This is a genomic window from Rhodococcus sp. AZ1 (assembly GCF_054979605.1).
This window is the reverse complement of record NZ_JBUEQF010000009.1, coordinates 109,752-130,735: the sequence shown is the minus strand read 5'-3', so window position 1 is coordinate 130,735 and position 20,984 is coordinate 109,752. Positions and strand designations below refer to the sequence as shown.

General features: G+C 68.9%; 25 protein-coding genes and 1 pseudogene. 19 read left to right on the top strand and 7 right to left on the bottom strand.

The features are described 5' to 3' along the window. Positions 1-25: 25 nt before the first annotated feature. Entirely contained in the window at positions 26-2,308 is a 2,283-nt protein-coding gene (locus ACY48E_RS12950; protein ID WP_462872609.1) for a carbon starvation CstA family protein, read from the bottom strand. Between the two features lie 117 nt (positions 2,309-2,425). Between ACY48E_RS12950 and ychF the strand changes: the two genes are divergently transcribed. The 10 genes and pseudogenes from ychF (at position 2,426) to ACY48E_RS12900 (ending at position 7,873) form a co-directional block, all read left to right on the top strand. Further along, complete coding sequence (gene ychF / locus ACY48E_RS12945; protein ID WP_462872608.1) at positions 2,426-3,505, top strand: redox-regulated ATPase YchF; 1,080 nt, start codon at positions 2,426-2,428, stop codon at positions 3,503-3,505. Beyond that, positions 3,498-3,785 carry a putative quinol monooxygenase gene (locus tag ACY48E_RS12940; protein WP_462872607.1) on the top strand — a complete coding sequence of 96 codons (288 nt, stop codon included), beginning with the start codon at positions 3,498-3,500 and terminating at the stop codon, positions 3,783-3,785. Before ychF ends, ACY48E_RS12940 begins: the two co-directional genes overlap by 8 nt. A gap of 99 nt (positions 3,786-3,884) precedes the next feature. After that, positions 3,885-4,535, top strand: coding sequence for a dihydrofolate reductase family protein (locus tag ACY48E_RS12935; RefSeq protein WP_462872606.1), 651 nt, complete (start codon positions 3,885-3,887; stop codon positions 4,533-4,535). A 4-nt stretch (positions 4,536-4,539) separates the two neighbouring features. Next, a complete protein-coding gene (locus ACY48E_RS12930; protein ID WP_462872605.1) occupies positions 4,540-5,097 on the top strand; it encodes a dihydrofolate reductase family protein in 558 nt (185 codons plus the stop codon). Between the two features lie 74 nt (positions 5,098-5,171). Further along, complete coding sequence (locus tag ACY48E_RS12925; protein ID WP_462872604.1) at positions 5,172-5,642, top strand: YdeI/OmpD-associated family protein; 471 nt, start codon at positions 5,172-5,174, stop codon at positions 5,640-5,642. A gap of 6 nt (positions 5,643-5,648) precedes the next feature. After that, entirely contained in the window at positions 5,649-6,110 is a 462-nt protein-coding gene (locus tag ACY48E_RS12920; RefSeq protein ID WP_462872603.1) for a DUF1801 domain-containing protein, read from the top strand. 52 nt (positions 6,111-6,162) lie between these two features. Beyond that, positions 6,163-6,474, top strand: a complete 312-nt coding sequence (locus tag ACY48E_RS12915; protein ID WP_462872602.1) for an MGMT family protein — start codon at positions 6,163-6,165, stop codon at positions 6,472-6,474. 93 nt (positions 6,475-6,567) lie between these two features. Continuing rightward, positions 6,568-6,882 (top strand): annotated as a pseudogene (locus tag ACY48E_RS12910) (DoxX family protein); the annotation flags it as partial. 210 nt (positions 6,883-7,092) lie between these two features. Then, entirely contained in the window at positions 7,093-7,527 is a 435-nt protein-coding gene (locus tag ACY48E_RS12905) for a VOC family protein (RefSeq protein ID WP_462872601.1), read from the top strand. Beyond that, positions 7,508-7,873, top strand: a complete 366-nt coding sequence (locus tag ACY48E_RS12900; RefSeq protein ID WP_462872600.1) for an MGMT family protein — start codon at positions 7,508-7,510, stop codon at positions 7,871-7,873. The genes ACY48E_RS12905 and ACY48E_RS12900 overlap by 20 nt, the downstream gene beginning before the upstream one ends. Positions 7,874-7,913: 40 nt before the next feature. Here the strand turns inward: ACY48E_RS12900 and ACY48E_RS12895 are convergent, their stop codons facing one another. Beyond that, positions 7,914-8,291 carry a nuclear transport factor 2 family protein gene (locus ACY48E_RS12895; RefSeq protein ID WP_462872599.1) on the bottom strand — a complete coding sequence of 126 codons (378 nt, stop codon included), beginning with the start codon at positions 8,289-8,291 and terminating at the stop codon, positions 7,914-7,916. Positions 8,292-8,339: 48 nt separating this feature from the next. Here ACY48E_RS12895 and ACY48E_RS12890 point away from each other — a divergent pair, with 48 nt between their 5' ends. Both ACY48E_RS12890 and ACY48E_RS12885 read left to right on the top strand, forming a co-directional pair. Continuing rightward, positions 8,340-8,750: a DUF6992 family protein gene (locus ACY48E_RS12890; RefSeq protein ID WP_462872598.1), complete on the top strand. Its 411-nt coding sequence runs from the start codon at positions 8,340-8,342 to the stop codon at positions 8,748-8,750. A gap of 91 nt (positions 8,751-8,841) precedes the next feature. Continuing rightward, the gene (locus ACY48E_RS12885) at positions 8,842-10,047 is read left to right on the top strand and encodes an acyl-CoA dehydrogenase family protein (protein ID WP_462872597.1); all 1,206 of its coding nucleotides are present in this window, start codon (positions 8,842-8,844) and stop codon (positions 10,045-10,047) included. A gap of 34 nt (positions 10,048-10,081) precedes the next feature. Here ACY48E_RS12885 and ACY48E_RS12880 read toward each other — a convergent pair whose 3' ends face one another. Further along, positions 10,082-10,654, bottom strand: a complete 573-nt coding sequence (locus ACY48E_RS12880; protein ID WP_462872596.1) for an FAS1-like dehydratase domain-containing protein — start codon at positions 10,652-10,654, stop codon at positions 10,082-10,084. A gap of 105 nt (positions 10,655-10,759) precedes the next feature. Between ACY48E_RS12880 and ACY48E_RS12875 the strand changes: the two genes are divergently transcribed. Next, positions 10,760-11,527, top strand: coding sequence for a site-2 protease family protein (locus ACY48E_RS12875; RefSeq protein ID WP_462872594.1), 768 nt, complete (start codon positions 10,760-10,762; stop codon positions 11,525-11,527). On the opposite strand, the gene ACY48E_RS12870 is transcribed toward ACY48E_RS12875, so the two are convergent. Further along, on the bottom strand, positions 11,524-12,063 hold the full coding sequence (locus tag ACY48E_RS12870; protein ID WP_462872593.1) for a permease: 540 nt from the start codon (positions 12,061-12,063) through the stop codon (positions 11,524-11,526). The genes ACY48E_RS12875 and ACY48E_RS12870 overlap by 4 nt on opposite strands. Positions 12,064-12,257: 194 nt before the next feature. Here ACY48E_RS12870 and ACY48E_RS12865 point away from each other — a divergent pair, with 194 nt between their 5' ends. Next, a complete protein-coding gene (locus ACY48E_RS12865; RefSeq protein WP_462872592.1) occupies positions 12,258-12,998 on the top strand; it encodes a DUF1906 domain-containing protein in 741 nt (246 codons plus the stop codon). A 185-nt stretch (positions 12,999-13,183) separates the two neighbouring features. On the opposite strand, the gene ACY48E_RS12860 is transcribed toward ACY48E_RS12865, so the two are convergent. Beyond that, a complete protein-coding gene (locus tag ACY48E_RS12860; RefSeq protein ID WP_462872590.1) occupies positions 13,184-13,918 on the bottom strand; it encodes an Rv1157c family protein in 735 nt (244 codons plus the stop codon). A gap of 178 nt (positions 13,919-14,096) precedes the next feature. Here ACY48E_RS12860 and ACY48E_RS12855 point away from each other — a divergent pair, with 178 nt between their 5' ends. Further along, a complete protein-coding gene (locus tag ACY48E_RS12855) occupies positions 14,097-15,365 on the top strand; it encodes a mannosyltransferase (protein ID WP_462872589.1) in 1,269 nt (422 codons plus the stop codon). Here ACY48E_RS12855 and ACY48E_RS12850 read toward each other — a convergent pair. Then, a complete protein-coding gene (locus tag ACY48E_RS12850) occupies positions 15,310-15,603 on the bottom strand; it encodes a 4a-hydroxytetrahydrobiopterin dehydratase (RefSeq protein ID WP_462872588.1) in 294 nt (97 codons plus the stop codon). The two genes, ACY48E_RS12855 and ACY48E_RS12850, sit on opposite strands and share 56 nt — an antisense overlap. A 39-nt stretch (positions 15,604-15,642) precedes the next feature. Between ACY48E_RS12850 and ACY48E_RS12845 the strand changes: the two genes are divergently transcribed. Next, entirely contained in the window at positions 15,643-16,053 is a 411-nt protein-coding gene (locus tag ACY48E_RS12845; protein WP_462872587.1) for a (deoxy)nucleoside triphosphate pyrophosphohydrolase, read from the top strand. A gap of 1 nt (position 16,054) precedes the next feature. Here the strand turns inward: ACY48E_RS12845 and ACY48E_RS12840 are convergent, their stop codons facing one another. Further along, entirely contained in the window at positions 16,055-16,234 is a 180-nt protein-coding gene (locus ACY48E_RS12840) for a hypothetical protein (protein ID WP_462872586.1), read from the bottom strand. A 171-nt stretch (positions 16,235-16,405) separates the two neighbouring features. Between ACY48E_RS12840 and typA the strand changes: the two genes are divergently transcribed. From typA to mshB, 3 genes are all read left to right on the top strand, one after another. Beyond that, complete coding sequence (gene typA / locus ACY48E_RS12835; RefSeq protein WP_462872585.1) at positions 16,406-18,322, top strand: translational GTPase TypA; 1,917 nt, start codon at positions 16,406-16,408, stop codon at positions 18,320-18,322. A gap of 74 nt (positions 18,323-18,396) precedes the next feature. After that, positions 18,397-20,085 carry an ABC transporter family substrate-binding protein gene (locus ACY48E_RS12830; RefSeq protein WP_462872646.1) on the top strand — a complete coding sequence of 563 codons (1,689 nt, stop codon included), beginning with the start codon at positions 18,397-18,399 and terminating at the stop codon, positions 20,083-20,085. Continuing rightward, on the top strand, positions 20,064-20,978 hold the full coding sequence (mshB, locus tag ACY48E_RS12825) for an N-acetyl-1-D-myo-inositol-2-amino-2-deoxy-alpha-D-glucopyranoside deacetylase (RefSeq protein WP_462872584.1): 915 nt from the start codon (positions 20,064-20,066) through the stop codon (positions 20,976-20,978). The genes ACY48E_RS12830 and mshB overlap by 22 nt, the downstream gene beginning before the upstream one ends. Positions 20,979-20,984: the final 6 nt, after the last annotated feature.

Genomic DNA, 20,984 nt, shown 5'->3' with positions numbered 1-20,984 from the left:
GTGCCCCGCACCACCCCCACGGCGATCACGAGTGCACCGATGCCTTCCGTGCTCCCGAGTGGCCGCCGCCCGACGACTCGTCGGCCAACTCGTCCCACTGCTGCTGGACGGCCTTCTCGGTCTCGGTGGGGATCAGTCCGCTCGGGCCGAAGATCTTCGACGGCACCGACGGCTCCTCCGTCGAGGGCAGCCCGCCCGCTCGTATCGCCCTGACCCACACCACCGCTCCCGCGGCCACCACGATGATCACCAACAGCGCGAAGATGATCGAGAGCGTGCCCTGGATGAAGGTGTTGCGGATCACGGCGTCCATTGCGGCGGCGTCCTTCGCGGTGCCGAACGAGGTCTTGCCCGCGTTGCGTGCATCGACGAACTGGTTGTGCTGAGCCCAGTACCCGATGGCCGGCTTGGAGGAGAAGATCTTCTGATACGACGCGGTCATCGTCACCACGAGATCCCAGGCCAGGGGCAGTGCCGGGATCCAGGCCCACCGGAACAGTCCCGCCTTGAGCACCACGGTGAGCACCACCGTCAGGGCGATGGCCGCCAGGAGCTGATTGGCGATACCGAACAGTGGGAACAGAGTGTTGATGCCACCGAGGGGATCGGTGACCCCCATGAGCAGGATTGCACCCCACGCGGCGACCACCACGAACGAGCAGAGCCACGCGCCGAGGCGCCACGACGGGTCACGGAAGCGTCGTGCGCCGCCGCCGAAGTTGCCGAGGGAATCCGAGAGCATGAAGCGCGCGACGCGAGTGCCGGCATCGATGGTGGTGAGGATGAACAGGGCCTCGAACATGATCGCGAAGTGGTACCAGAACGACTTGAGGTCCTCACCGCCGAAGACGCGGTGCAGCACTTCCGACATCCCGAACGCGAGTGTCGGGGCGCCGCCGGTGCGCGAGACGATCGACTCCTCGCCCACCGCCTGCGCAGCTGCGGTGATCTGTTCCGGGGAGATGTTCGTTCCGCCGAGGCCGATGCCGTTGACCCAGGTGGCGGCGGTTTCGGCGGTGCCACCGGTGACGGCGGTGGGCGCGTTGAGCACGAAGTACAGGTGCTGATCGAGAATGCAGGCCGTCACCAGCGCCATGACGGCGACGAACGATTCGGTGAGCATCGAGCCGTACCCCACCAGGCGCATCTGCTTCTCCTTCTGCAGCAGCTTGGGGGTGGTGCCGGAGGAGATGAGGGCGTGGAACCCCGACAGTGCGCCGCAGGCGATGGTGATGAACAGGAACGGGAACAGCGAGCCTGCGAACGCCGGGCCGGTGCCGGTGGAGGCGAACGACGTCACGTCCGGCATCTGCATCACCGGCCGGGCGATGAGGATGCCCACGGCCAGCAGCACGATGGTGCCGATCTTCATGAACGTCGACAGGTAGTCACGCGGGGCGAGCAGCAGCCACACCGGCAGCACCGACGCGGCGAAGCCGTAGCCGATGAGCAGCCACGCGATGGTGACCTTGGACAGGGTGAACCAGTTTGTGCCCCACTCGGTTTCGGCCACCCAGCCGCCGGCGACGATCGCGAGCAGCAGCAGTACGACCCCGATGAGGGAGACCTCGGAGACCGCACCGGGGCGCAGGTAGCGCAGGTACACCCCCATGAACAGGGCGATCGGGATGGTCATGGCGATGGAGAACACACCCCACGGACTTTCGGCGAGGGCGTTGACCACCACCAGGGCCAGCACGGCGATCAGGATGGTCATGATCACCAGCACACCCACGATGGCCGCCACACCCCCGACCACCCCGAGTTCCTCGCGGGCCATCTGGCCGAGGCTGCGACCGCGTCGACGGGTGGAGATCCACAGCACCAGGTAGTCCTGTACGGCCCCGGCGAACACGACGCCGATGATGATCCACAGCGTCCCCGGTAGGTATCCCATCTGCGCCGCGAGCACCGGACCCACCAGTGGGCCCGCGCCGGCGATGGCGGCGAAGTGGTGCCCGAACACCACGCGCCGATCCGTGGGCATGTAGTCGCGCCCGTTCTCGAGGATCTCCGACGGCGTCGCGCGGTCGTCGCGTGGCTTGACGATGCGCTGCTCGATCAGCCTGGCGTAGAAGCGGAACGCGAAAATGTACGTGCACACCGCGGCGACGACGAACCACACCGCGTTGACCTGCTCGCCCCGGACGACGGCGATGATGGTCCACGCCACCGCGCCCAGGAGTGCGATGACGACGAACAGCACCCGCTTGGCCGGGGTCATGGGGGAGTGGTCGGCGATGTCGACCGGCGGAAGGTCCGGATCGGTGCGGGTGAGCACGATCTTCGGATCGGTGAGGGTGGCCATACGAGCTCCCGAGTGCCAGGTGATTGATTCTGCTAACTGCCTGCGTCACTGTAGGCATCGCACCCGTTGCCCCGGGCGGCTTTCGGGCCATTGCTCGCCCCGTAGACTCTGCAGTCCGTGAGCCTGACCCTCGGAATCGTCGGCCTGCCCAACGTGGGCAAGTCCACCCTGTTCAACGCCCTGACCAACAACGATGTGTTGGCCGCGAACTACCCGTTCGCCACCATCGAACCCAACGAGGGCGTGGTGCCGCTGCCGGACCCGCGGCTGGACAAGCTCGCCGAGATCTTCGGCTCCGAGCGGATTCTGCCCGCGCCGGTGACGTTCGTCGACATCGCCGGCATCGTCAAGGGCGCCTCCGAGGGTGCGGGCCTGGGCAACAAGTTCCTGGCCAACATTCGTGAGGCCGACGCCATCTGCCAGGTGGTGCGGGTGTTCGCCGACGACGACGTGGTGCACGTCGACGGCCGCGTCGACCCCGCCGCCGACATCGAGGTGATCGAGACCGAGCTGATCATCGCCGACCTGCAAACCCTCGAGAAGGCCGTCCCGCGTCTGGAGAAGGAGGCGCGGACGCAGAAGGATCGCGCCGTCGTGGTGGCCGCCGCCCGTACTGCGCAGGAGTTCCTCGACGAGGGTCGCACCTTGTACTCGGTCAAGGACAAGCTCGACACCGCGCTGCTGCGCGAGCTGAACCTGCTGACCATCAAGCCGTTCCTGTACGTGTTCAACGCCGACGAATCGGTGCTCACCGACGCGGACAAGGTCGCTGCGCTGCGCGACGCCGTCGCCCCCGCCGACGCGGTGTTCCTGGACGCGAAGATCGAATCCGAACTCGTCGAGCTCGATGCCGAGTCCGCGCAGGAGTTGCTCGAGTCGATCGGGCAGACCGAGCCGGGCCTGCACGCTCTCGCCAAGGCCGGGTTCCACACCCTCGGCCTGCAGACCTACCTCACCGCGGGCCCCAAGGAGTCGCGCGCCTGGACCATCCACCAGGGCGACACCGCCCCGAAGGCCGCCGGGGTGATCCACACCGACTTCGAGAAGGGCTTCATCAAGGCCGAGGTGGTCTCCTTCGACGACCTCGTCGCCGCCGGGTCCATGGCCGCCGCCAAGAGCGCGGGCAAGGTGCGCATCGAAGGCAAGGACTACATCATGGCCGACGGGGATGTGGTGGAGTTCCGCTTCAATGTCTGACGGCCGCGTGCGCCTGAGCGGGCGTCTGATTTGCCTCGACGACGGTCAGGCCGCACTGGTGCGTCGTCACCTGCCTCGTCACGTCGTGCTGACACGAGCCGAGAGTGGTTGTGTCGCTTTTGATGTCACATCGACCGAGGATCCTCTGGTGTGGCGGGTGGACGAGGAGTTCAGCAGCGACGAGGCGTTCGACGCTCATCGGCGCCGGGTGGCGGACAGCGAGTGGGGGCGGGAGACCGCGGGTATCGAGCGGGATTACACAGTGGTGCGGGGCGGGTAGCTGTCACAGTCCCCCGGCGTCTCTGGCCGCGCCACTCCACGAATCGCTGGTGTCGGCGGCGAACCGGGACTACCGTTCGACCCCGATCGGAGGGACCTCATGTCGCGCACACGTGTCCACAACCTGTTCGTCTCGTCGGATGGCTTCGCAGCCGGTGACCGGGTGACGTTCGATGAGCCCATCGGCGATGCCGGTGCCCTGTTCGGCAGGTTCGACGGCCGGGTCATCGACGGTGTTCATGGCACGAATGACCCGGTCACGATCGACCGGGCGCTGTTCAGCATGTGGGGCCAGGGCATCGGCGCCGAGATCATGGGCCGCCGCAAGTTCGGACCGCAGACCGGTCCCTGGCCCGACGACGGCTGGCAAGGATGGTGGGGCGACGAACCTCCCTTCCGCACACCGGTTTTCATCCTCACCCACTACCCACGGGCGAGCATCCACTTCGCCAACGGCACCAGCTTCCACTTCGTCGACGAGTCGCCACGGGAGGCCTTGGCGTCGGCGCAGGGTGCGGCCGGGGGACTGGACGTGCGCCTCGGTGGAGGCCCGTCGACCGTTCGGGCGTTCCTCGAGGAGGACCTAGTCGACGTGCTCCACATCGTGATCGTTCCGGTTGTCCTGGGCCGTGGGGTGCGGCTGTGGGACGGTCTCGAGGGCCTTGCGGATCGCTTCACCGTCGAGACTATCGGTACCGCCAGCGGCCTGACCCATCAGCTGTGGAATCGACGTCCGCGTGAGGTTGACTGAGGTCATGGGACTTCTGACCTTCGGCATCAACGTCACGCTCGACGGGTGCATCGATCATCGCGAAGGCATTGCCGACGACGAAACTCACGAGTACTGGACGCACTTCATGCAGCAGGGCGGCGCGATGCTGTGGGGCCGGATCACCTACGAGATGATGGAGACCGCCTGGCCCGCCGTCGCGCGCGGTGAGATGGACGTGCCAGCAGCCATGCGCGAGTGGGCGGTCAAGTTCGAGGACCAGCCCAAGTACGTGGTCTCGTCCACCCGCAGCGACTACACGTGGACCAACACCCACCACCTCACCGGCGACCTGCGTGAGGCGGTGACCGCGCTGAAGGCGTCGACACCCGACGGCGTGATGTTGGGCAGCGGCATGCTCGCCACCGAACTCGACCGACTCGATCTCATCGACGAATACCGGTTTCTGCTGCACCCGCGGATCGTCGGCCGCGGCCCGGCGTTGTTCGGCCGCGGACTGCCCGAGACCAGGCGGCTCGACCTCGTGTCGTCGACTCCGCTGCGCAGCGGCGTGATCGCGCTGCACTATCGGCGCGGGCAGTGACGGTGTGTGCAATAACAGTCGCTGAGCGACGGAAAGTGCACACTCCTTGCCGGTGGTGGCGATAGGTTGCCCTGGTGGCCGAATACTTCGAGTTCGACGGCGCGCTCGAGCCACTCGTCTGGGGCCGGAACACCTACACGATCCTGCGGTTGCCTCGGGATCTGGAGAACGCCGCCCGCGCCGAGAACACTCGTCGACTCGAGGGGTTCCTGGACGAGACCGAGGTGAACGTGGGTCTGAACAAGGCCGACAGCGACGTCCTGCGCGACGCCTTCGTGTACGTCGGGGCCTCGACGCAGCGTCAGATCGGCGCCGAGCCCGGTGACGTCGTGCGCTGCCGGCTCCGCCCGGTCGATCCCTCTGTCGTGGTGATCGACAATGACGTGCGCAGCGCCCTCGACGACGGGGACGTCCTGGGCGCGTTCGAGTCTCGCACGCCGGCGTGGCGCCGTAGGGCCCTCGCGCAGATCAACTTCGCCAACTCCGCGGCTACCCGGACCCGTCGAATCGCCACGCTGGTTGCCGAGCTGCGCGCGCTACGATAACCGCGCATGCAGGTGACAGACCACCTGAATCAGCGGGGAGACCTGGTTCGATTCAGGTCATGTCCGGATGGGGCGCTGCGCTACGGCGCGCCGACTCCACTGGAAGGGCTGAACATGTCGAAGAAGGACGATCAGAACCTCGCGCAGGTATTGGCGAAGATCGAGGGAATGGACGAGACGGTGCGCGCGGTGATGAGTCGCATGCACCAGGTGATCGTTTCTGCCGCACCGGAACTCAAGCCCCGCATCTGGTACGGCATGCCCGGTTACGCGCGATCGGCCAGCACCCCGGTCCTGGTGTTCTTCCGCAGTGACGAGCGGATGAGCCTGGGGGTGAGCGAGAAGGTGACCTTCACGCCCGCGGGCGGTGCGGACGGACTGCTCATGCCAGCCGCGTGGTACTTCGAGACGCTCGACGCCGCGACTGAAGCTCGGATCGCCGAGATCGTGCGTGGCGCCCTCGCCTGATTTCGCTCAGAGCCGGGCAACCAGGAGGACGGGGATCAGCGAGGATGCTCGTGTGAGCACCGACGATTTCGCCGACGCCGTGCTGGAGGTGGTCGAGCGCATCCCGGCGGGGCGGGTGATGACCTACGGCGATATTGCGGGTTTCCTCGACCGCGGCGGCCCTCGCGGTGTGGGCGGCGTGATGGCTCGCGACGGTGCCGCCGTCACGTGGTGGCGTGTGGTGCGCGCGAACGGAACCCTCCCACCGCACCTGATGGTCGAGGCGCAGACCCAGTGGTTGGCCGAGGGGACGCCGCTGCGTCGGGGGATCGTGGACGTCGACGCCGCCCGGTGGTGGCCCCGCGAGTCCGTGCCCACCTTCTGACTCGCCCCCGCAGGCGTCACCGCTTCGGATCGACTGCGCGGGCGATGCGGAGACTGATGTCGCCGAGCTGGCCGATCTGTCGGCGCCACCGGGGCCATGAAGATCGCTCAGCCCAAGGCCAAGCTCGCCGAGTCCGGCCTCGAATGGGTGAAGGACTACTCCGACGGCGCCGTCAGGGCGATCGGCGTGGTCGAGGTACTCGGTGCCATCGGCCTGATCCTGCCGGCGGCCGTGAACTTGGCCACTGTCTTCGTTCCGCTCGCTGCGGTCGGACTCGCCCTGGTCATGGCCGGGGCCGTCGTGGTGCACGCTCGTCGCAAGGAGGTCCCCATGGTCGCCGTCAACGTCGTGCTGCTGGTGCTCGCGCTGGTCGTGGCCGTCGGGCGGTTCGGGAGCTGCTCCTTCTGAGTCCCGACGGGATTCGGCCCCGCCCCCGACGGGCACGCTCGTGCACATGAGCGCGCTGTGCCCCACCCGGCCGGTGTCAGCGACGCTGCTCCCGACGTCGAGGGGGGCGGTGGCTGCGCGCGGTGGCGCAGCGGGACAGTGTGGGCAGCATAAGTCGGTGAGCGATCGAAAATGCACACTCCTGGTTGGCCGGAGCGATAGGTTGCCCCGATGGCTGAGGTGAAGCAGGTCCAGGTCACGTTCGACTGCGCCGACCCCGAGCGGGTGGCCCGATTCTGGTGCGCGGTGCTCGGATACGAGGTGCCGCCCCCGCCGCCCGGGTTCGACTCCTGGGACGCCTTCAACCAGATCCTCCCCGCCGAGCATCAGGGGTCGAAGTTCGCGTGCATCGACCCGAACGGAGTGGGCCCCCGCCTGTTCTTCCAACGGGTGCCGGAGGAAAAGGCCGGCAAGAACCGTGTCCACCTCGATGTTCGCGCAGCTCCGGGGCTGGTCGGGGACGAGCGACTGGCCGCGCTCGAAGCCGAGTGCACCCGACTTCTCGCCCTCGGAGCCACCAGGGTGCGGCTGCTTCCGGCCGGGAACGGCGACGAATCGTGCATCGTGATGCAGGACGTGGAGGGCAATGAGTTCTGCCTCGACTGATTCTGGTGCGGGCGAGGGTGGGGGTATCGACGATTTCGCCGAGGCCGTGCTCGAGGTGGTCGAGCGCATCCCGGCGGGGCGGGTGATGACCTACGGCGACATTGCGGGTTTCCTCGACCGCGGCGGCCCGCGCGGTGTGGGCGGCGTGATGGCTCGCGACGGTGCCGCCGTCACGTGGTGGCGTGTGGTGCGCGCGAACGGCACCCTGCCGCCGCATCTGATGGTCGAGGCGCAGACCCAGTGGTTGGCCGAGGGGACGCCGCTGCGTCGGGGGATCGTGGACGTCGACGCCGCGCTCAGCGGGGTTGTTGTGTCGCCGGGAGACCATCAGCCTCTGCACAACTGATCAGAGGTGACCGTCTCTCGGTTACCCGCACCGGGCAACGTCAGGAGTCCGAGACCCGATCGCCCGCGGACAGTCCGGTGGAGGAGAGGGCGGTGGCGATGTCGGGGTGTCGGAAGATCGAGGTCACCTGATCGTGCACCACGCGAAACGCCGCGGCCTCGGTGACCGGGCCGGAGCTGTCCGCCGCCGTGGCCTCCTCCTCGACCACCACCACGCCGTCGCGGTAGTAGAGCTCGCCCGGCGTCAGGGACACATCGGGGTGCTCGGCCCAGGCGCGCAGGGCTGCGATGCCCTGACCGGCGCCGTCGGCCGACCCCACTTCGACGTCGTCGCTCGACAGTGCCAGGACGGTCTCGACGTCACCATCGTTGAGCGCGTCGTGCCAGGCGAGGACGGTGGCGATCTCGGAGGTGCTCATACAGCGAATCTAGCCGACCCGCGTCGCGCCACCGGGCACCATGGAGTGATGGCAACCGATAGAGCGCCGGATGTGGCGCGGCACCTGGGTACCGGACTGACCGTGTGGGGTGTGGGGAGTGTGATCGCGGGCGCAGCCGCCGCGAGGTGGGGGCGTCGGCCCGGTGTGCGCGCCTTCGGCGTTCAGAGCGCGCTGTGGGGTGCGATCGACGTGGCCATTGCCGCGGCGGGCGCACTGTCGACGACGCCGCCGACGACGCCGAAGCTGCGACGGTTGCTCCTGATCAACGTCGGCCTGGACGTGGGGTACGTGGCCACCGGCGCCCACATTGCGGTCCGCACACCGACTTTCGGTGGACGGATCACCCGCGAGCAGGCCATCGGGCACGGGTCGGCCATCGTGGTGCAGGGTGCGGCGCTACTGGCTCTCGACTCCACTCACGCAGCCCAGCTTCGCTGAACGGTTTCGGATCAGAGCGATCGCAACACTGTCGACGGCGGACGATGCTCGCGAGGGTGATCGGTGACTTCTCACCGAAAGGCCAACACCGATGACCGTCACCACCGAAGCCCACGCCGGCCCCACCGACGCCGAGCTCAGCGCCCGCTTCCAGCCGATATTCGACCGCATCGCCGAGGGGGCGGTGGCTCGTGAGCGCGATCGCCGTCTGGCGTACGAGGAGATCGGCTCGCTGCGCGAGGCGGGGTTCGGGGCGCTGCGGGTGCCGGTGGAGTTCGGCGGTCTCGGCGCCTCGGTGACGCAGCTGTTCTCCCTCCTGATCGACCTGGCCGCGGCGGAATCGAATCTGCCGCAGGCACTTCGCGTGCACTGGAGCTTCGTGGAGGATCAGCTCGCCGCCGAGCCCGGACCGGAGCGGGGGCGGTGGCTGCGCGCGGTGGCGCAGGGAGAACTGGTGGGCAACGCCATCACCGAACCCGGGGTGGGCGCGGTGGACCGCTACCGCACGACACTCACGCGCGACGGCGACGGATACCGGTTGACCGGTGAGAAGTTCTACAGCACCGGCAGCCTCTACTCGAACTACATCCTCGTGGCCGCCGATCTCGACGGTGAGCGCGTGTCGGTGCTGGTGGACGCACAGGCCTCCGGCGTCGCCCAGCGCGACGACTGGGACGGGTTCGGCCAACGCCTCACCGCCAGTGGCACAACGACATTCGACAACGTCGCGGTGGCGGCAGATCGGGTCCTCGGTCCGGGTTACGGCGCTCCGGGCCGCACCTACGGCACGTCCTACCTGCAGTTGGTGCAGCTGGCCGTGCTGGCGGGTATCGCTCGTCGCGCCACCGACGACGTCACCGAGTGGGTGCGCGCCCGCACCCGCACCTACACCCACACTGCGGGCGACGTGCCGCGCCGCGATCCGGTGGTGCAGGCGCTGGTGGGCGAGCTGTCAGCAGCCGCGTTCTCCTCGCGCGCACTCGTCCTCGCAGCCGCGGCCGACGTGGAGGTGGCAGTGGCGCGTCGCGACGACGAGTCGCTCGACCGGGCCGAACTGACCACGGCCTACGCGCAGTCCACGGTGGTCGATCTCGTTCTCGGGGTGACCACGAAGCTGTTCGAGGTCGGCGGCGCGTCGATCACCTCGGAGGGCACCGCCTTCGATCGTCACTGGCGCAACGCCCGCACCATCTCGGTGCACAACCCGGTGCGGCAGAAGCTTCGCTCGGTGGGCGCGCACGTGCTCAACGGCGACGACCTGCCGTACGCCTGGAGCGCGGGCAACAAGCCCAGCTGAGCTGCTTCCGAGCTGATTCGCAGCGACGTCCGGGCTACTTCGACTGCGTCCGGAAGCACACGGCCACGACGCCCGCGGTCGCGGCGGCCACCGCGGGGTCGGGCTCGGCGCCGGACCGAGCCATGAAGGTGCTGCGGGAGGTGACCTTGCGGGTGCCGTGCTGGTCGGAGACCTGGTTCTCGAGCACGATCAGGTCGCTGCCCGCGGCCTGACGAAACGATGCCAGGTGCACGTCGCACACCAGGCGGTCGCCGACGGTGAGCGGGTGGTGGACCTCGAACTGCTGGTCGATCTGCAGCAGACCGGCGGTGTCGTAGTCGTCGATGACGTTCTCGATGGTGAACTCCACCACCGAGGCGCCGAGCACCGACATGAAGGTGATGGGTGCGATCAGGTTGTCGTAGCCCAGCTCGCGCGCCCCCTCGAGGGTGTGGTGAGCGGGGTGCTCGTCCTGCAGGGCGGTGGCGAACTCGCGGATCTTCTCTCGACCCACCTCGTAGTACCCGGGAATGCGGTGAACCTCACCGACGAGGTTGTGCATGCGCTCGGCGACCCGCGCCGCGCGGGCGAGCGTCTCCTCCGAAGGTGGCGTGGTGGGCGACGTCATGGTCCGGGATTTTAACGGGTCGGCCCAGTTGGGACGTACTGCGGCCCAGGGCCGGTCGATCGATCGGGGGGTCGATCTACTGTGGGGTCGATCTACTGTGGGGGTGTGTCGGCTTTCGCTGCAGTGCGCCCCAGCCCGGTCTTCCTCGCTGTGGTGGGGATCTGCGTGGTCGGTGGCGCCATCGCCGTACGTTCCGAGCCCGGGACCCCGGCGTCGTACGCCGGGGTGTTCGTGTTGGTGGTGGCCGGCTGGGTGGTCTCGCTGTGCCTGCACGAGTTCGCCCACGCGATCACGGCGTGGCGCTACGGCGACCGGGACACCGCGGCGCGGGGATACCTGACGCTCAACCCTTTTCGCTACGCGGTGCCGGGGTTGTCGATCGTGTTGCCGCTGATCTTCGTGGCACTGGGCGGGATCGGGCTCCCGGGTGGCGCAGTGTGGCTGAACACCGCCGGCATGACCCCCCGCCAGCGCACGCTGGTCTCCCTGGCCGGCCCGGCCGCGAATGCTGCGCTCGCGGTGATACTCCTGGCGATCGTCGCGCGATACGGCTCCGACACCGACGCGCCGTCGCTGTGGTTCGGCCTGAGTTTCCTCGCGCAGTTGCAGGTGATCGCCGTGGTGCTCAACCTGCTGCCGGTGCCCGGTCTGGACGGGTACGGCGCTCTCGAGCCACACCTGTCGATGCAGACCCGCCGGGCACTCGCCGGGGTCGGCCCGTTCGGGATCCTGATCGTGTTCGCCCTGCTGTTCGTCCCGGCGTTCAACCGGGCGTTCTTCGGTTTCGTGGACGCGATCTACGGCCTGTCCGGTGTGCCGTCGCTGTGGGCCGCCTACGGCAGCGCCCTCACTCGGTTCTGGACCGGTTTCTAACTCGCCTGCTGCGCGTCGCGGGTGGCCTTGGTCAGCGCCCGCCGCCGGCGCGCTCGCACCACGAGGTACACCAGCACGAGGAAGACGACGACGGCGATGATCGCGCCGACCCCGGAGGCGCCGCGGAATCCGGGTGCCTCTGTGTCGAGGGTGCGCTCACCTGCGTGGGCGGCATTGCCCGTGCCCAGCACGATCGACAGGGTGAGCAGGTTGGGGACCGCAACCGCCAGTGCCGCGACGGCGGACAGCAGTGCCACCGGCTTGCTCACGCGGGTCTTGCGCGCGGCCACGCCGAGCCAGAGCAGCAACAACGGAACCAGCGTGCACACGATGCCGAAGGTCAGGCCCCACCCGATCCCTCGGTGGAAGGTCTGCCCGGCGAGGTCCCCGACCCGGATGCTCCACCAGCGCGGTGCCACCGCCGCGAGGACGAAATACGTGATCACCACGATCACCAGCGCGATCCCGATCGCGATGACCCGACCCTTCCACGGCGATCGCTTCTTCTCTGCTGCAGTGCCCTGATCGATGGTCATGGCCCCGATCCTAGGTGGCCGCAGCCAGAGTTCGCGAGGATCGTTGCGCCCGAGCGAATTACACGATTGAAAGTTGCCGGAGTGACTGGCGTGGCAATTGGTGCCTGTGGTGCAATCGGTGTCGACACCTCTTCCACGGCCGGGTGCTCGGGTGCGGCGCCACGGTCGGCCACAGCAACGAAACGGACAACTACGTGCATCTCTCACGCCGCGACCTCCTCCGACACGCCGGCCGCGGCTCCGTTGCGGTGGGCGTAGCCGCCGTCGGGCTCGGCGGACTCGCCGGGCGAGCACGAGCGGAGTCCACCCGGCCGGTTCTCGGTACCGTCGTCGACTTCGCCGGCGGCGTTCCGTCCGCCGAGGCGATCCTGGCGGCCGGTCACATCGGTGCCGTGCGCTACGTCTCCGACCGTCGGCCCGGCGCGCAGTGGATGACCGGCAAACCCCTCACCGCGGCCGAGGCCGAGGCGCTCACGGCAGCGGGAGCGCAGGTGGTCTCGTGTTACCAGTTCGGGAAGGGCCCCACCGCCGACTGGCGCGGCGGGCTCGAGGCGGGCAAGCGTCACGCCGAGCGGGCGATCGAACTGCACACCGCAGCGGGCGGCCCGACGGGACGGCCGATCTACGCCTCCATCGACGACAATCCCACCGAAGCCGAGTACCACTCCATGATCGCGCCATACCTCGAGGGGTGGCAGTCGGTGATCGGCGATGTCGACCTCGGCGTGTACGCCAACACCCCGACCATCGATCGCGTCATCGCGGACCGGCTGGGCAACTTCCTGTGGCAGCACGACTGGGGTACGCCGGAGGGCTACGTCCACCCCAATGCCGACCTGCACCAGATCCGCATCGACGACGACACCATCGACGGTGTCGGCGTGGACATCAACACGGTTCTCAGCGCTGATTTCGGTCAGTGGTCACTGGCCTGATCGCCGCGGGTGTAACCGATCGCGAGCTGCGAGCGACGTCACAGAGGACAGCGACGTCACAGGGCAACACAGACACCACGACTTGGACCAGGAGCGCGAGATGTCCGTTCTCATCGATCTGTTCTACGACTTCTTGAACTACATCTACTCCGGGATCAACTTCGGTTCGTAGGTCCCGAGCCGGCTCAGACCACGAAGGCCGCGACCGTCGGAGGGAAGTTGCAGGGCAGCCCCGCCTGAGTGGACACCGAGCCGCCCACCGAGGCGAGGACCCGCCCGCGTCCGGTGTCGACGACCGTCGACAGAGTCGCCGGGCCGGTGGGGTTGATGCCGGCGCTGCCGTCCAGGACGGCGGAGCCGGTGCGCAGGGTGTCGATGTTGACCCAGTTCACCACCAGCGGTGCGGCCTGGCGGTCGGCGAGCGCCGCGGTTCCCAGCGCGGTGAACACGAAGCCTGCCTGGCCCGGGCGGGGGCCGGGGGGCGGCAGGGTGGCCGGACCGGAGACCGCCAATGCGGACCCGACCGAGTTGCCGGTGGTGGAGATGCATCCGAACGCGACGGTGGGGTAGAGGAACTGCGCGATCACGGGCCCGCCGCTGGGGATGTCCGGACCACCGCCCTCGCTGCCGTCGAGGAACGTGATGACCGACTCGACCGTGGCCTTGGCCTCCGGTGGGAGCGGTGCGGAGGCCAGCGCTGCGCGAATCTGCGCGAGGAGATCGGCGGGGACCAGACCGGCCGGGGTGGTCTGCAGGGACGCGATGATCGAGGGGATCACGCCGAGCACCGCACCGGCATCGGCTGCCGGCGGGATCGGGTCGGCCACAGCGGGCGAGGGGACGGCGACGGGCACCAGGGCGACCCCCGCAGCGACGGCTGCGGCCGCGATCAGACTTCGGGTCGAAAGGGTACGGCGCACCGGGGAACTCCTGGAAGGTCGCGAGCGGATCGAGCTGTCGGTCGTGCTCTGCAAGCCTAAGGAGGTTTCGCACCGGTTGTACAACCGAGCCGAATCGACCGATAGGCTCGACCGGTACCCCCGCGGGCCGCGTCGTCGGAACCGCGAAACGCCAGCTACGGAGAGTGCAGAGAACGTGATGGCACGATCGGCGGGCAGTTCGGAGAGGGCGTCGGCAGCGTCGATCCTGTTGCGATTCGCACCACATTTGCTGATTTCGACGCTGATTCTGCGGGCGTTGTGGACCTTTTTCACCCCCAACGGGATGAACTGGGTCGACCTGCACGTGTACGTCGACGGGTCCGCAGCTCTCGACGGCGGCGACCTCTACGGGTTCGTCTACGCCGACCAGACCCCCGACTTCCCCCTCCCGTTCACCTACCCACCGTTCGCCGCCGTGGTGTTCTTCCCGCTCCACTACCTACCGTTCACGCTCGTCGGTATCGCGTGGCAGGTCGGCACCGCCGCTGCCCTCTACGCGGTGGTGCGGATCGCGCTGTCGATGGTGCTCGGCGAGCGCGCGCACAGCGTCGACGGCCGGCGCGCCGCTCTGCTGTGGACGGCGGTGGGGCTGTGGACCGAATCGCTGCGCACCACTCTCGACTACGGCCAGGTCAACGTTTTCCTGGTGCTGCTGGCGATGCTGGCCGCACGCAGTGCGTCGTCCGCGCTGTCCGGCTCGATGGTCGGCATCGCGGCGGGGATCAAGCTGACTCCGGCGGTCACCGGCCTGTACTTCCTCGCCCGACGTCGGTGGGCGGCGGCGGTGTGGTCGGCCGTCGCGTTCGCCGCAACCATCGGGATCAGCGCTCTGATCGCGCCCGGTCAGACGCATCGGTACTTCACCTCGATCCTGGGCGACGCCTCGCGCATCGGGCCGGTGGGGTCGGTGTGGAACCAGTCGCTACGCGGAGCCCTCACGCGCATCGTCGGCCGCGACGTCGGAACCGGGCCGCTGCTGGTGGGTGCGGTGGTCGTGGTGGCGGTGCTCGCGGTGGTGGCCTGGCGTGCCCTCGCCGCCGACGATCGCCTCGGCACTCTGATGCTCGTGCAGTACTTCGGGCTGCTGGTCTCGCCGATCTCGTGGTCGCACCACTGGGTGTGGGTGGTTCCCCTGCTCATCTGGTTGCTGCACGGCCCGTACGCCGGTCACCTCGGGACGCGACTGGTTGCCGGCTTCTGGCTGGTGACCACACTGGTCGGCGTTCCCTGGCTCCTCAGCTTCGCTCAACCCGACATCTGGACCGTGCAGCGCCCGGCTCTGCTGGCCTGGCTCGGCGCGGTGAATGTGGTGGGGACCGTGGTGACGTGGCTGTGGATCGCCTACGTCGGTCGCCGCGCGCGGGTCGACGCTACGCCGACGCCAGCCGATCGATCGTCGACGCCAATGCCACATCCAGCCCCGTGATGCCCCCCGCGGAGTGGGTGGAGACGGTGAAGGTCACCGTTCGCCAGCGGATGTCGATGTCGGGATGGTGGTCGACCTCCTCGGCCGCCCGGGCGACGCGGGTCACCAGGTCGATCGCCTCGAGGAACGTCGGTGCCGTCACCGCCCGGGTGAGTGCCTCACCACTGCGCTGCCAGAGCGGGAGGGTGCGCAACGCGTCCGTGATGGCGTCGTCGGTCAGTTTCGCCTGTGCGGTCATGCCTTCGATAGTGCCCTCTGAGCGGGCGGGGGTGTGGCGATGACGGTGAACGTGGTGGTGGCGGGTGCGTTGATCGAGGACTCGACGCTGCTGGTGGCGCAGCGCGCGACACCGGCGGAACTGGCCGGGCTGTGGGAGTTGCCGGGCGGGAAGGTCGACGACGACGAGTCCGAGGCCGACGCCCTGGTGCGTGAACTTCGTGAGGAGTTGGCCGTCGAGGTGGTGGTGCACGAGCGGATCGGAGGGGACGTCGCGCTCGAGCCGACCTCGACGGGGGCGCAGGTGGTGCTGCGGGCGTACCGCGTGGAACGCCTGAGCGGAACACCGACGGCGCGGGAGCATCGGGCGCTCGCGCGGGTGCGCGCGCAGGAGTTGGCGACGCTCGAGTGGGTGCCCGCCGACCGAGTGTGGGTCGAGGAGCTCGCCGCCCTGCTGCGCCCTGGCCGGTAGTTCAGGCGGCGCGTGCTTTCGCAAGGCCCTTCTTCAGCTCCTTGCCCGTGGCGCCTGCCTTCTGCAGTTTCTGCATCCGCATCACCACCAGCGGACAAGTGATGCAGCGCAGGTCCTTTCGGCAGCACTTCTTCTTGGGCTTGAGGGAGGCAACTCGTGCCGCGGAGACCTTGCTCGACATGAGCCTGAGGTTACCCTGCCCTAACTTTCTTGGGAAGGGTCTGCCGTGTGTGGGTGAGCGTCGTCACTGCTGTGTGGCGGCTAAACTATGGCGGTCGCCTTCGTGCCGCGACGGAGCGCGCTCTCTGGGCCGCTGGCCCCGCACCCCCACTCGACCCAGGAGAAGTTCCGCGTGAGCACCCCAGCCCCCGTCTCGTTCCGCAACGTCGCCATCGTTGCGCACGTCGACCACGGAAAGACCACCCTCGTCGACGCGATGCTGCGCCAGTCGGGCGCCTTCGCCGAGCGGGCGGAACTGGTCGACCGGGTCATGGACTCCGGCGACCTGGAGAAGGAGAAGGGCATCACGATCCTGGCGAAGAACACGGCGGTCCACCGCCGCAACGCCGACGGATCGACCACCGTCATCAACGTCATCGACACCCCCGGCCACGCCGACTTCGGCGGCGAGGTCGAGCGCGGGTTGTCGATGGTCGACGGCGTCGTGCTGCTGGTCGATGCCTCCGAGGGGCCGCTGCCGCAGACGCGCTTCGTGCTGCGCAAGGCCCTCGCGGCATCACTGCCGGTGATCCTTGTGGTCAACAAGACCGATCGCCCCGACGCGCGTATCGAAGAGGTGGTCTCCGAGAGCCACGACCTTCTGCTCGACCTTGCCTCCGATCTCGACGACGAGGCCGCCGAGGCCGCGGAACTGGCCCTGGACCTGCCCGTGCTGTACGCCTCCGGGCGAGAGGGCAAGGCGAGCAGGGAGCAGCCCGAGAACGGCAGTGCGCCCGACGCGGAGAACCTCGACGCCCTGTTCGAGGTGCTGCTGGACTACATCCCGGCACCCAAGGGCGACCCCTCGGCGCCGCTGCAGGCACACGTGACCAACCTCGACGCCTCGGCCTTCCTCGGACGCCTCGCGCTGGTGCGCATCCACAACGGCGAGCTGCGCAAGGGCCAGACGGTGAGCTGGATGCGTGAGATCGACGGCGAGCCCGTGGTGCAGAAGGCCAAGGTCACCGAACTGCTGACCACGATCGGCGTCGAGCGAGTGCCGGGCGAGACGGGCGTGGCCGGGGACATCGTCGCCGTCGCCGGATTCCCGGACATCATGATCGGCGACACCCTGGCCGATCTCGAGAACCCGGTCGCGCTCCCACGCATCACCGTCGACCAGCCCGCGATCTCGGTGACCATCGGCACCAACACCAGCCCGCTGGTGGGTCGGGTGAGCGGACACAAGCTCACCGCCCGGATGGTCAAGTCACGGCTCGATCAGGAACTCATCGGCAACGTCTCGCTCCGCGTACTCGACATCGGCCGTCCCGACGCGTGGGAGGTGCAGGGCCGCGGTGAGCTGGCGTTGGCCATCCTCGTCGAGCAGATGCGGCGCGAAGGATTCGAGCTGACCGTCGGCAAGCCGCAGGTGGTCACCAAGCAGGTCGACGGCAAGCTGCACGAGCCGTTCGAAGAGCTCACCATCGACACCCCCGAGGAGCACCTCGGCAGCGTCACCCAGCTGCTGGCCGCCCGCAAGGGAAAGATGGTCCAGATGTCCAACCACGGAGCCGGCTGGGTGCGCATGGAGTTCATCGTTCCCTCGCGCGGGCTCATCGGGTTCCGCACCGACTTCCTCACCGAGACCCGCGGAACCGGTATCGCCAACGCCGTCTTCCACGGCTACGCGCCGTGGGCCGGTGAGATCCGGGCGCGCCACACCGGCTCGCTGGTCTCCGACCGTCAGGGCAGCGTCACCCCGTTCGCGATGATCCAGCTCGCCGACCGCGGCACGTTCTTCGTCGAGCCGGGCGCCGACACCTACGAGGGCATGGTGGTCGGCATCAACCCGCGTCAGGAGGATCTCGACATCAACGTCACCCGCGAGAAGAAGCTGACCAACATGCGTCAGTCGTCCGCCGACGTGATGGAGACCCTCGCCAAGCCGAAGAAGCTCGACCTCGAGATGGCCATGGAGTTCTGCGCCGCCGACGAGTGCGTGGAGGTCACGCCCGAGGTGGTGCGCGTGCGCAAGGTGCACCTCGACGGCAACGAGCGAGCCCGCGAGCGCTCGCGCAGCAAGTCCCGCGACAAGGCGGCCCTCTAGGGGTGCGCCCGACCGGCTCGACCACCGAACGCCCGGCCCGCGCGCGGATCGCCGCGGTGGCGGTGCTCGCCCTCATGCTGTCCGCGTGCGCGGCCAACCCGCCACCTCCGATTCAGAGCACGCAGACCACCTCGTCGAAGGCTCCCGCGGCCTCGACGTCGACCAACCCCGTGGTCGTTGCCGTCGACGACACCGGTGTCGGGTTCAACCCGCACCTCGTGGCCGACCTCTCGCCCGCCACGGTGGCCGTCGCGTCGATGGTGCTTCCCAGCCCGTTCCGTCCCACCCCGGGACCGGACGGGTCGACGATCTGGACACTCGACTCGTCGCTGATGGTCTCCGCGGAGGTCACCAACACCGCGCCCTTCACCCTGACGTACGTGCTGCGGGGTGATTCTCAGTGGTCCGACAGCGCGCCCATCGCGGCGGAGGACTTCCGCTACCTGTGGCAGCAGATGATCACCGCGCCGGGGGCGGTCGATCCGGCCGGGTACTCCCTCATCCGCGACGTGCAGTCCTCCGGCGGTGGCAAGACGGTGACGGTGATCCTCGCCGAGGCCTACCCGGCGTGGCGTGAGCTGTTCACGGCACTTCTGCCGTCGCACCTGGTCAAGGACTCACCGGGCGGATTCGAGGACGGTCTGCGCGAGAACGTGCCGGTCTCGGGCGGGCCGTTTCGCGTCAAGTCCGTCGACAAGGGGCGCGACGAGATCCTCCTCGAACGCAACGACAGATACTGGGGCACCCCGGCCACACCCGATCAGGTTCTCCTGCGCCGAGGCGGCACGCCCGCGCAGCTGGCCGATTCGATGCGTTCGGGTGACGCGCAGGTCGCCCAGGTACGCGACGGCAACGCCGCCCGTGTGCAACTCGAGGCGATCTCCGGCCTGACCGTCGCCACCCTGCCGCAGCCGCGGGCACTCGAATTCGTCCTCAACGCTCGGCGACCGGCGCTGGCGGACGTCTCGACCCGGCGCGCCGTCATGGGTCTTCTCGATCCGGCGTTGCTGGCGACGGTGGCCGCAGGCGGTGGAATCAACGATCGCCAGACCCGCGCCCAGCTCCTCGTGCCGTCCGACCGCGGCTACGCGCCCACCGATCCACCCCCGCTCGGGGTCGACGCTGCCGTCGCCGCGCTGCGCGGGCAGGGCTTTCCGGCGGGCGCCCCGGTCGTGAACGGCCCGCAGTCGGCCACCGCCACGGCGCCGGCCACCCCGGTCGAACCCGGTGTCCGCGGCCCACTGACGCTGGTGATCGGTACCGCCACCGGCGACGCCATCGCAGCTGCCGTCGCGAACACCGCCGCCGATCAGCTCCGCAGATCCGGTGTCGAGGTCAGTGTGAGCACGCTCGACCCCACCGAGCTCTACGGTGAGGCACTGACGGGCGGAACCGTCGACGCCGTGGTCGGGTGGACTCGGGCGGGCGCCGATCCCGCCACCGCACTGGCATCCCGCTTCGGCTGCAGTGCGCCGCTCGTCGACGGTAGAGCCGTGGACCCGCGGGCGCTCAGCAACGTCGCGGGCGTGTGCGACCCGGCTCTGCAGCCGTCGATCGACCGGGCGCTCGTCGGCGCCGCCGACGCAGCCCAGACCATCGCTGCCGCCGAGCCCGCCCTGTGGGCTCTGGCGTCGGTGCTGCCGATCATCCAGGACACCTCGACGGTCGCGGTCGGCCCCGGCGTGGGCGGTGTGTCACTGGTCGGGCCGCCCGCGGCCGGGGTGTTCGGGGGGGCCGCCGGATGGGTCAGGAACACCAGGTGACCGGCGCACCGAGGCTGCTGCTGGTGCACGCACATCCAGACGACGAGTCCATCACCACCGGTGGAACCATCGCCCTGGCCGTCGACGCCGGTGCCCGGGTCACCGTGGTCACCTGCTCGCTCGGCGAGGAGGGCGAGGTGATCGGTGACCGCTGGGCCGATCTGGTGGTCGATCGGGCGGATCAGCTCGGTGGCTACCGCATCCACGAACTCACCCGCGCGCTCGAGGCCCTCGGGTGCGACCCGCCGCGGTTCCTCGGCGGCGCAGGCCGATGGCGCGACTCGGGGATGGTGGACCCGGCGACGTCGGCGCATCCTCGCGCGTTCGTCCATGCCGACCGCGACGAGGTGGTCGGCGCGATGGTGCAGGTGGTGCGCGAGGTCCGCCCGCACGTGGTGGTCTCCTACGACCCGCCGGGTGGATACGGCCACCCCGATCATCAGCAGGTCCACACCGTGACCACCGCGGCCCTGTACGCGGCCGCAGACCCCGGGTACCGGGCAGACCTCGGCGACCCGTGGTCGGTGCAGAAGTTCTACTGGACGGTCACCGGGGCACGACAGTTGGCGGACGGGCTGGCCGACCTCGGCGAGTATCCGCCCGCCTGGCGTGAGCCGGCTGCCGGTGAGCTACCGAGCGTGCCCGATTCCGTGGTGACCACCTCCATCGACGTTCGGCCGGTGCTCGATCGCAAGCTCGCCGCCCTGCGCGCGCACGCGACGCAGTTGACTGTCTCGGAGTCGGGTCGGGCGTACGCGCTGTCGAACAACGTGGTCCAACCCGTCCTGGCCGACGAGCAGTACGTGCTGGTGGCCGGGGTCCGCGGCACGGTGGACTCCGTCGGTCTCGAACGTGACCTGCTGGCCGGTATCGATGCGACGGGTACGCTGTGAGCCGCA

What these genes read in the sequence shown, in the direction of transcription:
- ACY48E_RS12950 (WP_462872609.1), bottom strand. Translation starts at nt 2,308, where the DNA reads ATGGCCACCCTCACCGATCCGAAGATCGTGCTCACCCGCACCGATCCG.
- ACY48E_RS12940 (WP_462872607.1), top strand. Translation starts at nt 3,498, where the DNA reads ATGTCTGACGGCCGCGTGCGCCTGAGCGGGCGTCTGATTTGCCTCGAC.
- ACY48E_RS12935 (WP_462872606.1), top strand. Translation starts at nt 3,885, where the DNA reads ATGTCGCGCACACGTGTCCACAACCTGTTCGTCTCGTCGGATGGCTTC.
- ACY48E_RS12930 (WP_462872605.1), top strand. Translation starts at nt 4,540, where the DNA reads ATGGGACTTCTGACCTTCGGCATCAACGTCACGCTCGACGGGTGCATC.
- ACY48E_RS12920 (WP_462872603.1), top strand. Translation starts at nt 5,649, where the DNA reads ATGCAGGTGACAGACCACCTGAATCAGCGGGGAGACCTGGTTCGATTC.
- ACY48E_RS12905 (WP_462872601.1), top strand. Translation starts at nt 7,093, where the DNA reads ATGGCTGAGGTGAAGCAGGTCCAGGTCACGTTCGACTGCGCCGACCCC.
- ACY48E_RS12900 (WP_462872600.1), top strand. Translation starts at nt 7,508, where the DNA reads ATGAGTTCTGCCTCGACTGATTCTGGTGCGGGCGAGGGTGGGGGTATC.
- ACY48E_RS12895 (WP_462872599.1), bottom strand. Translation starts at nt 8,291, where the DNA reads ATGAGCACCTCCGAGATCGCCACCGTCCTCGCCTGGCACGACGCGCTC.
- ACY48E_RS12890 (WP_462872598.1), top strand. Translation starts at nt 8,340, where the DNA reads ATGGCAACCGATAGAGCGCCGGATGTGGCGCGGCACCTGGGTACCGGA.
- ACY48E_RS12885 (WP_462872597.1), top strand. Translation starts at nt 8,842, where the DNA reads ATGACCGTCACCACCGAAGCCCACGCCGGCCCCACCGACGCCGAGCTC.
- ACY48E_RS12880 (WP_462872596.1), bottom strand. Translation starts at nt 10,654, where the DNA reads ATGACGTCGCCCACCACGCCACCTTCGGAGGAGACGCTCGCCCGCGCG.
- ACY48E_RS12870 (WP_462872593.1), bottom strand. Translation starts at nt 12,063, where the DNA reads ATGACCATCGATCAGGGCACTGCAGCAGAGAAGAAGCGATCGCCGTGG.
- ACY48E_RS12855 (WP_462872589.1), top strand. Translation starts at nt 14,097, where the DNA reads ATGGCACGATCGGCGGGCAGTTCGGAGAGGGCGTCGGCAGCGTCGATC.
- ACY48E_RS12850 (WP_462872588.1), bottom strand. Translation starts at nt 15,603, where the DNA reads ATGACCGCACAGGCGAAACTGACCGACGACGCCATCACGGACGCGTTG.
- ACY48E_RS12845 (WP_462872587.1), top strand. Translation starts at nt 15,643, where the DNA reads ATGACGGTGAACGTGGTGGTGGCGGGTGCGTTGATCGAGGACTCGACG.
- ACY48E_RS12840 (WP_462872586.1), bottom strand. Translation starts at nt 16,234, where the DNA reads ATGTCGAGCAAGGTCTCCGCGGCACGAGTTGCCTCCCTCAAGCCCAAG.
- ACY48E_RS12830 (WP_462872646.1), top strand. Translation starts at nt 18,397, where the DNA reads ATGCTGTCCGCGTGCGCGGCCAACCCGCCACCTCCGATTCAGAGCACG.
- mshB (WP_462872584.1), top strand. Translation starts at nt 20,064, where the DNA reads ATGGGTCAGGAACACCAGGTGACCGGCGCACCGAGGCTGCTGCTGGTG.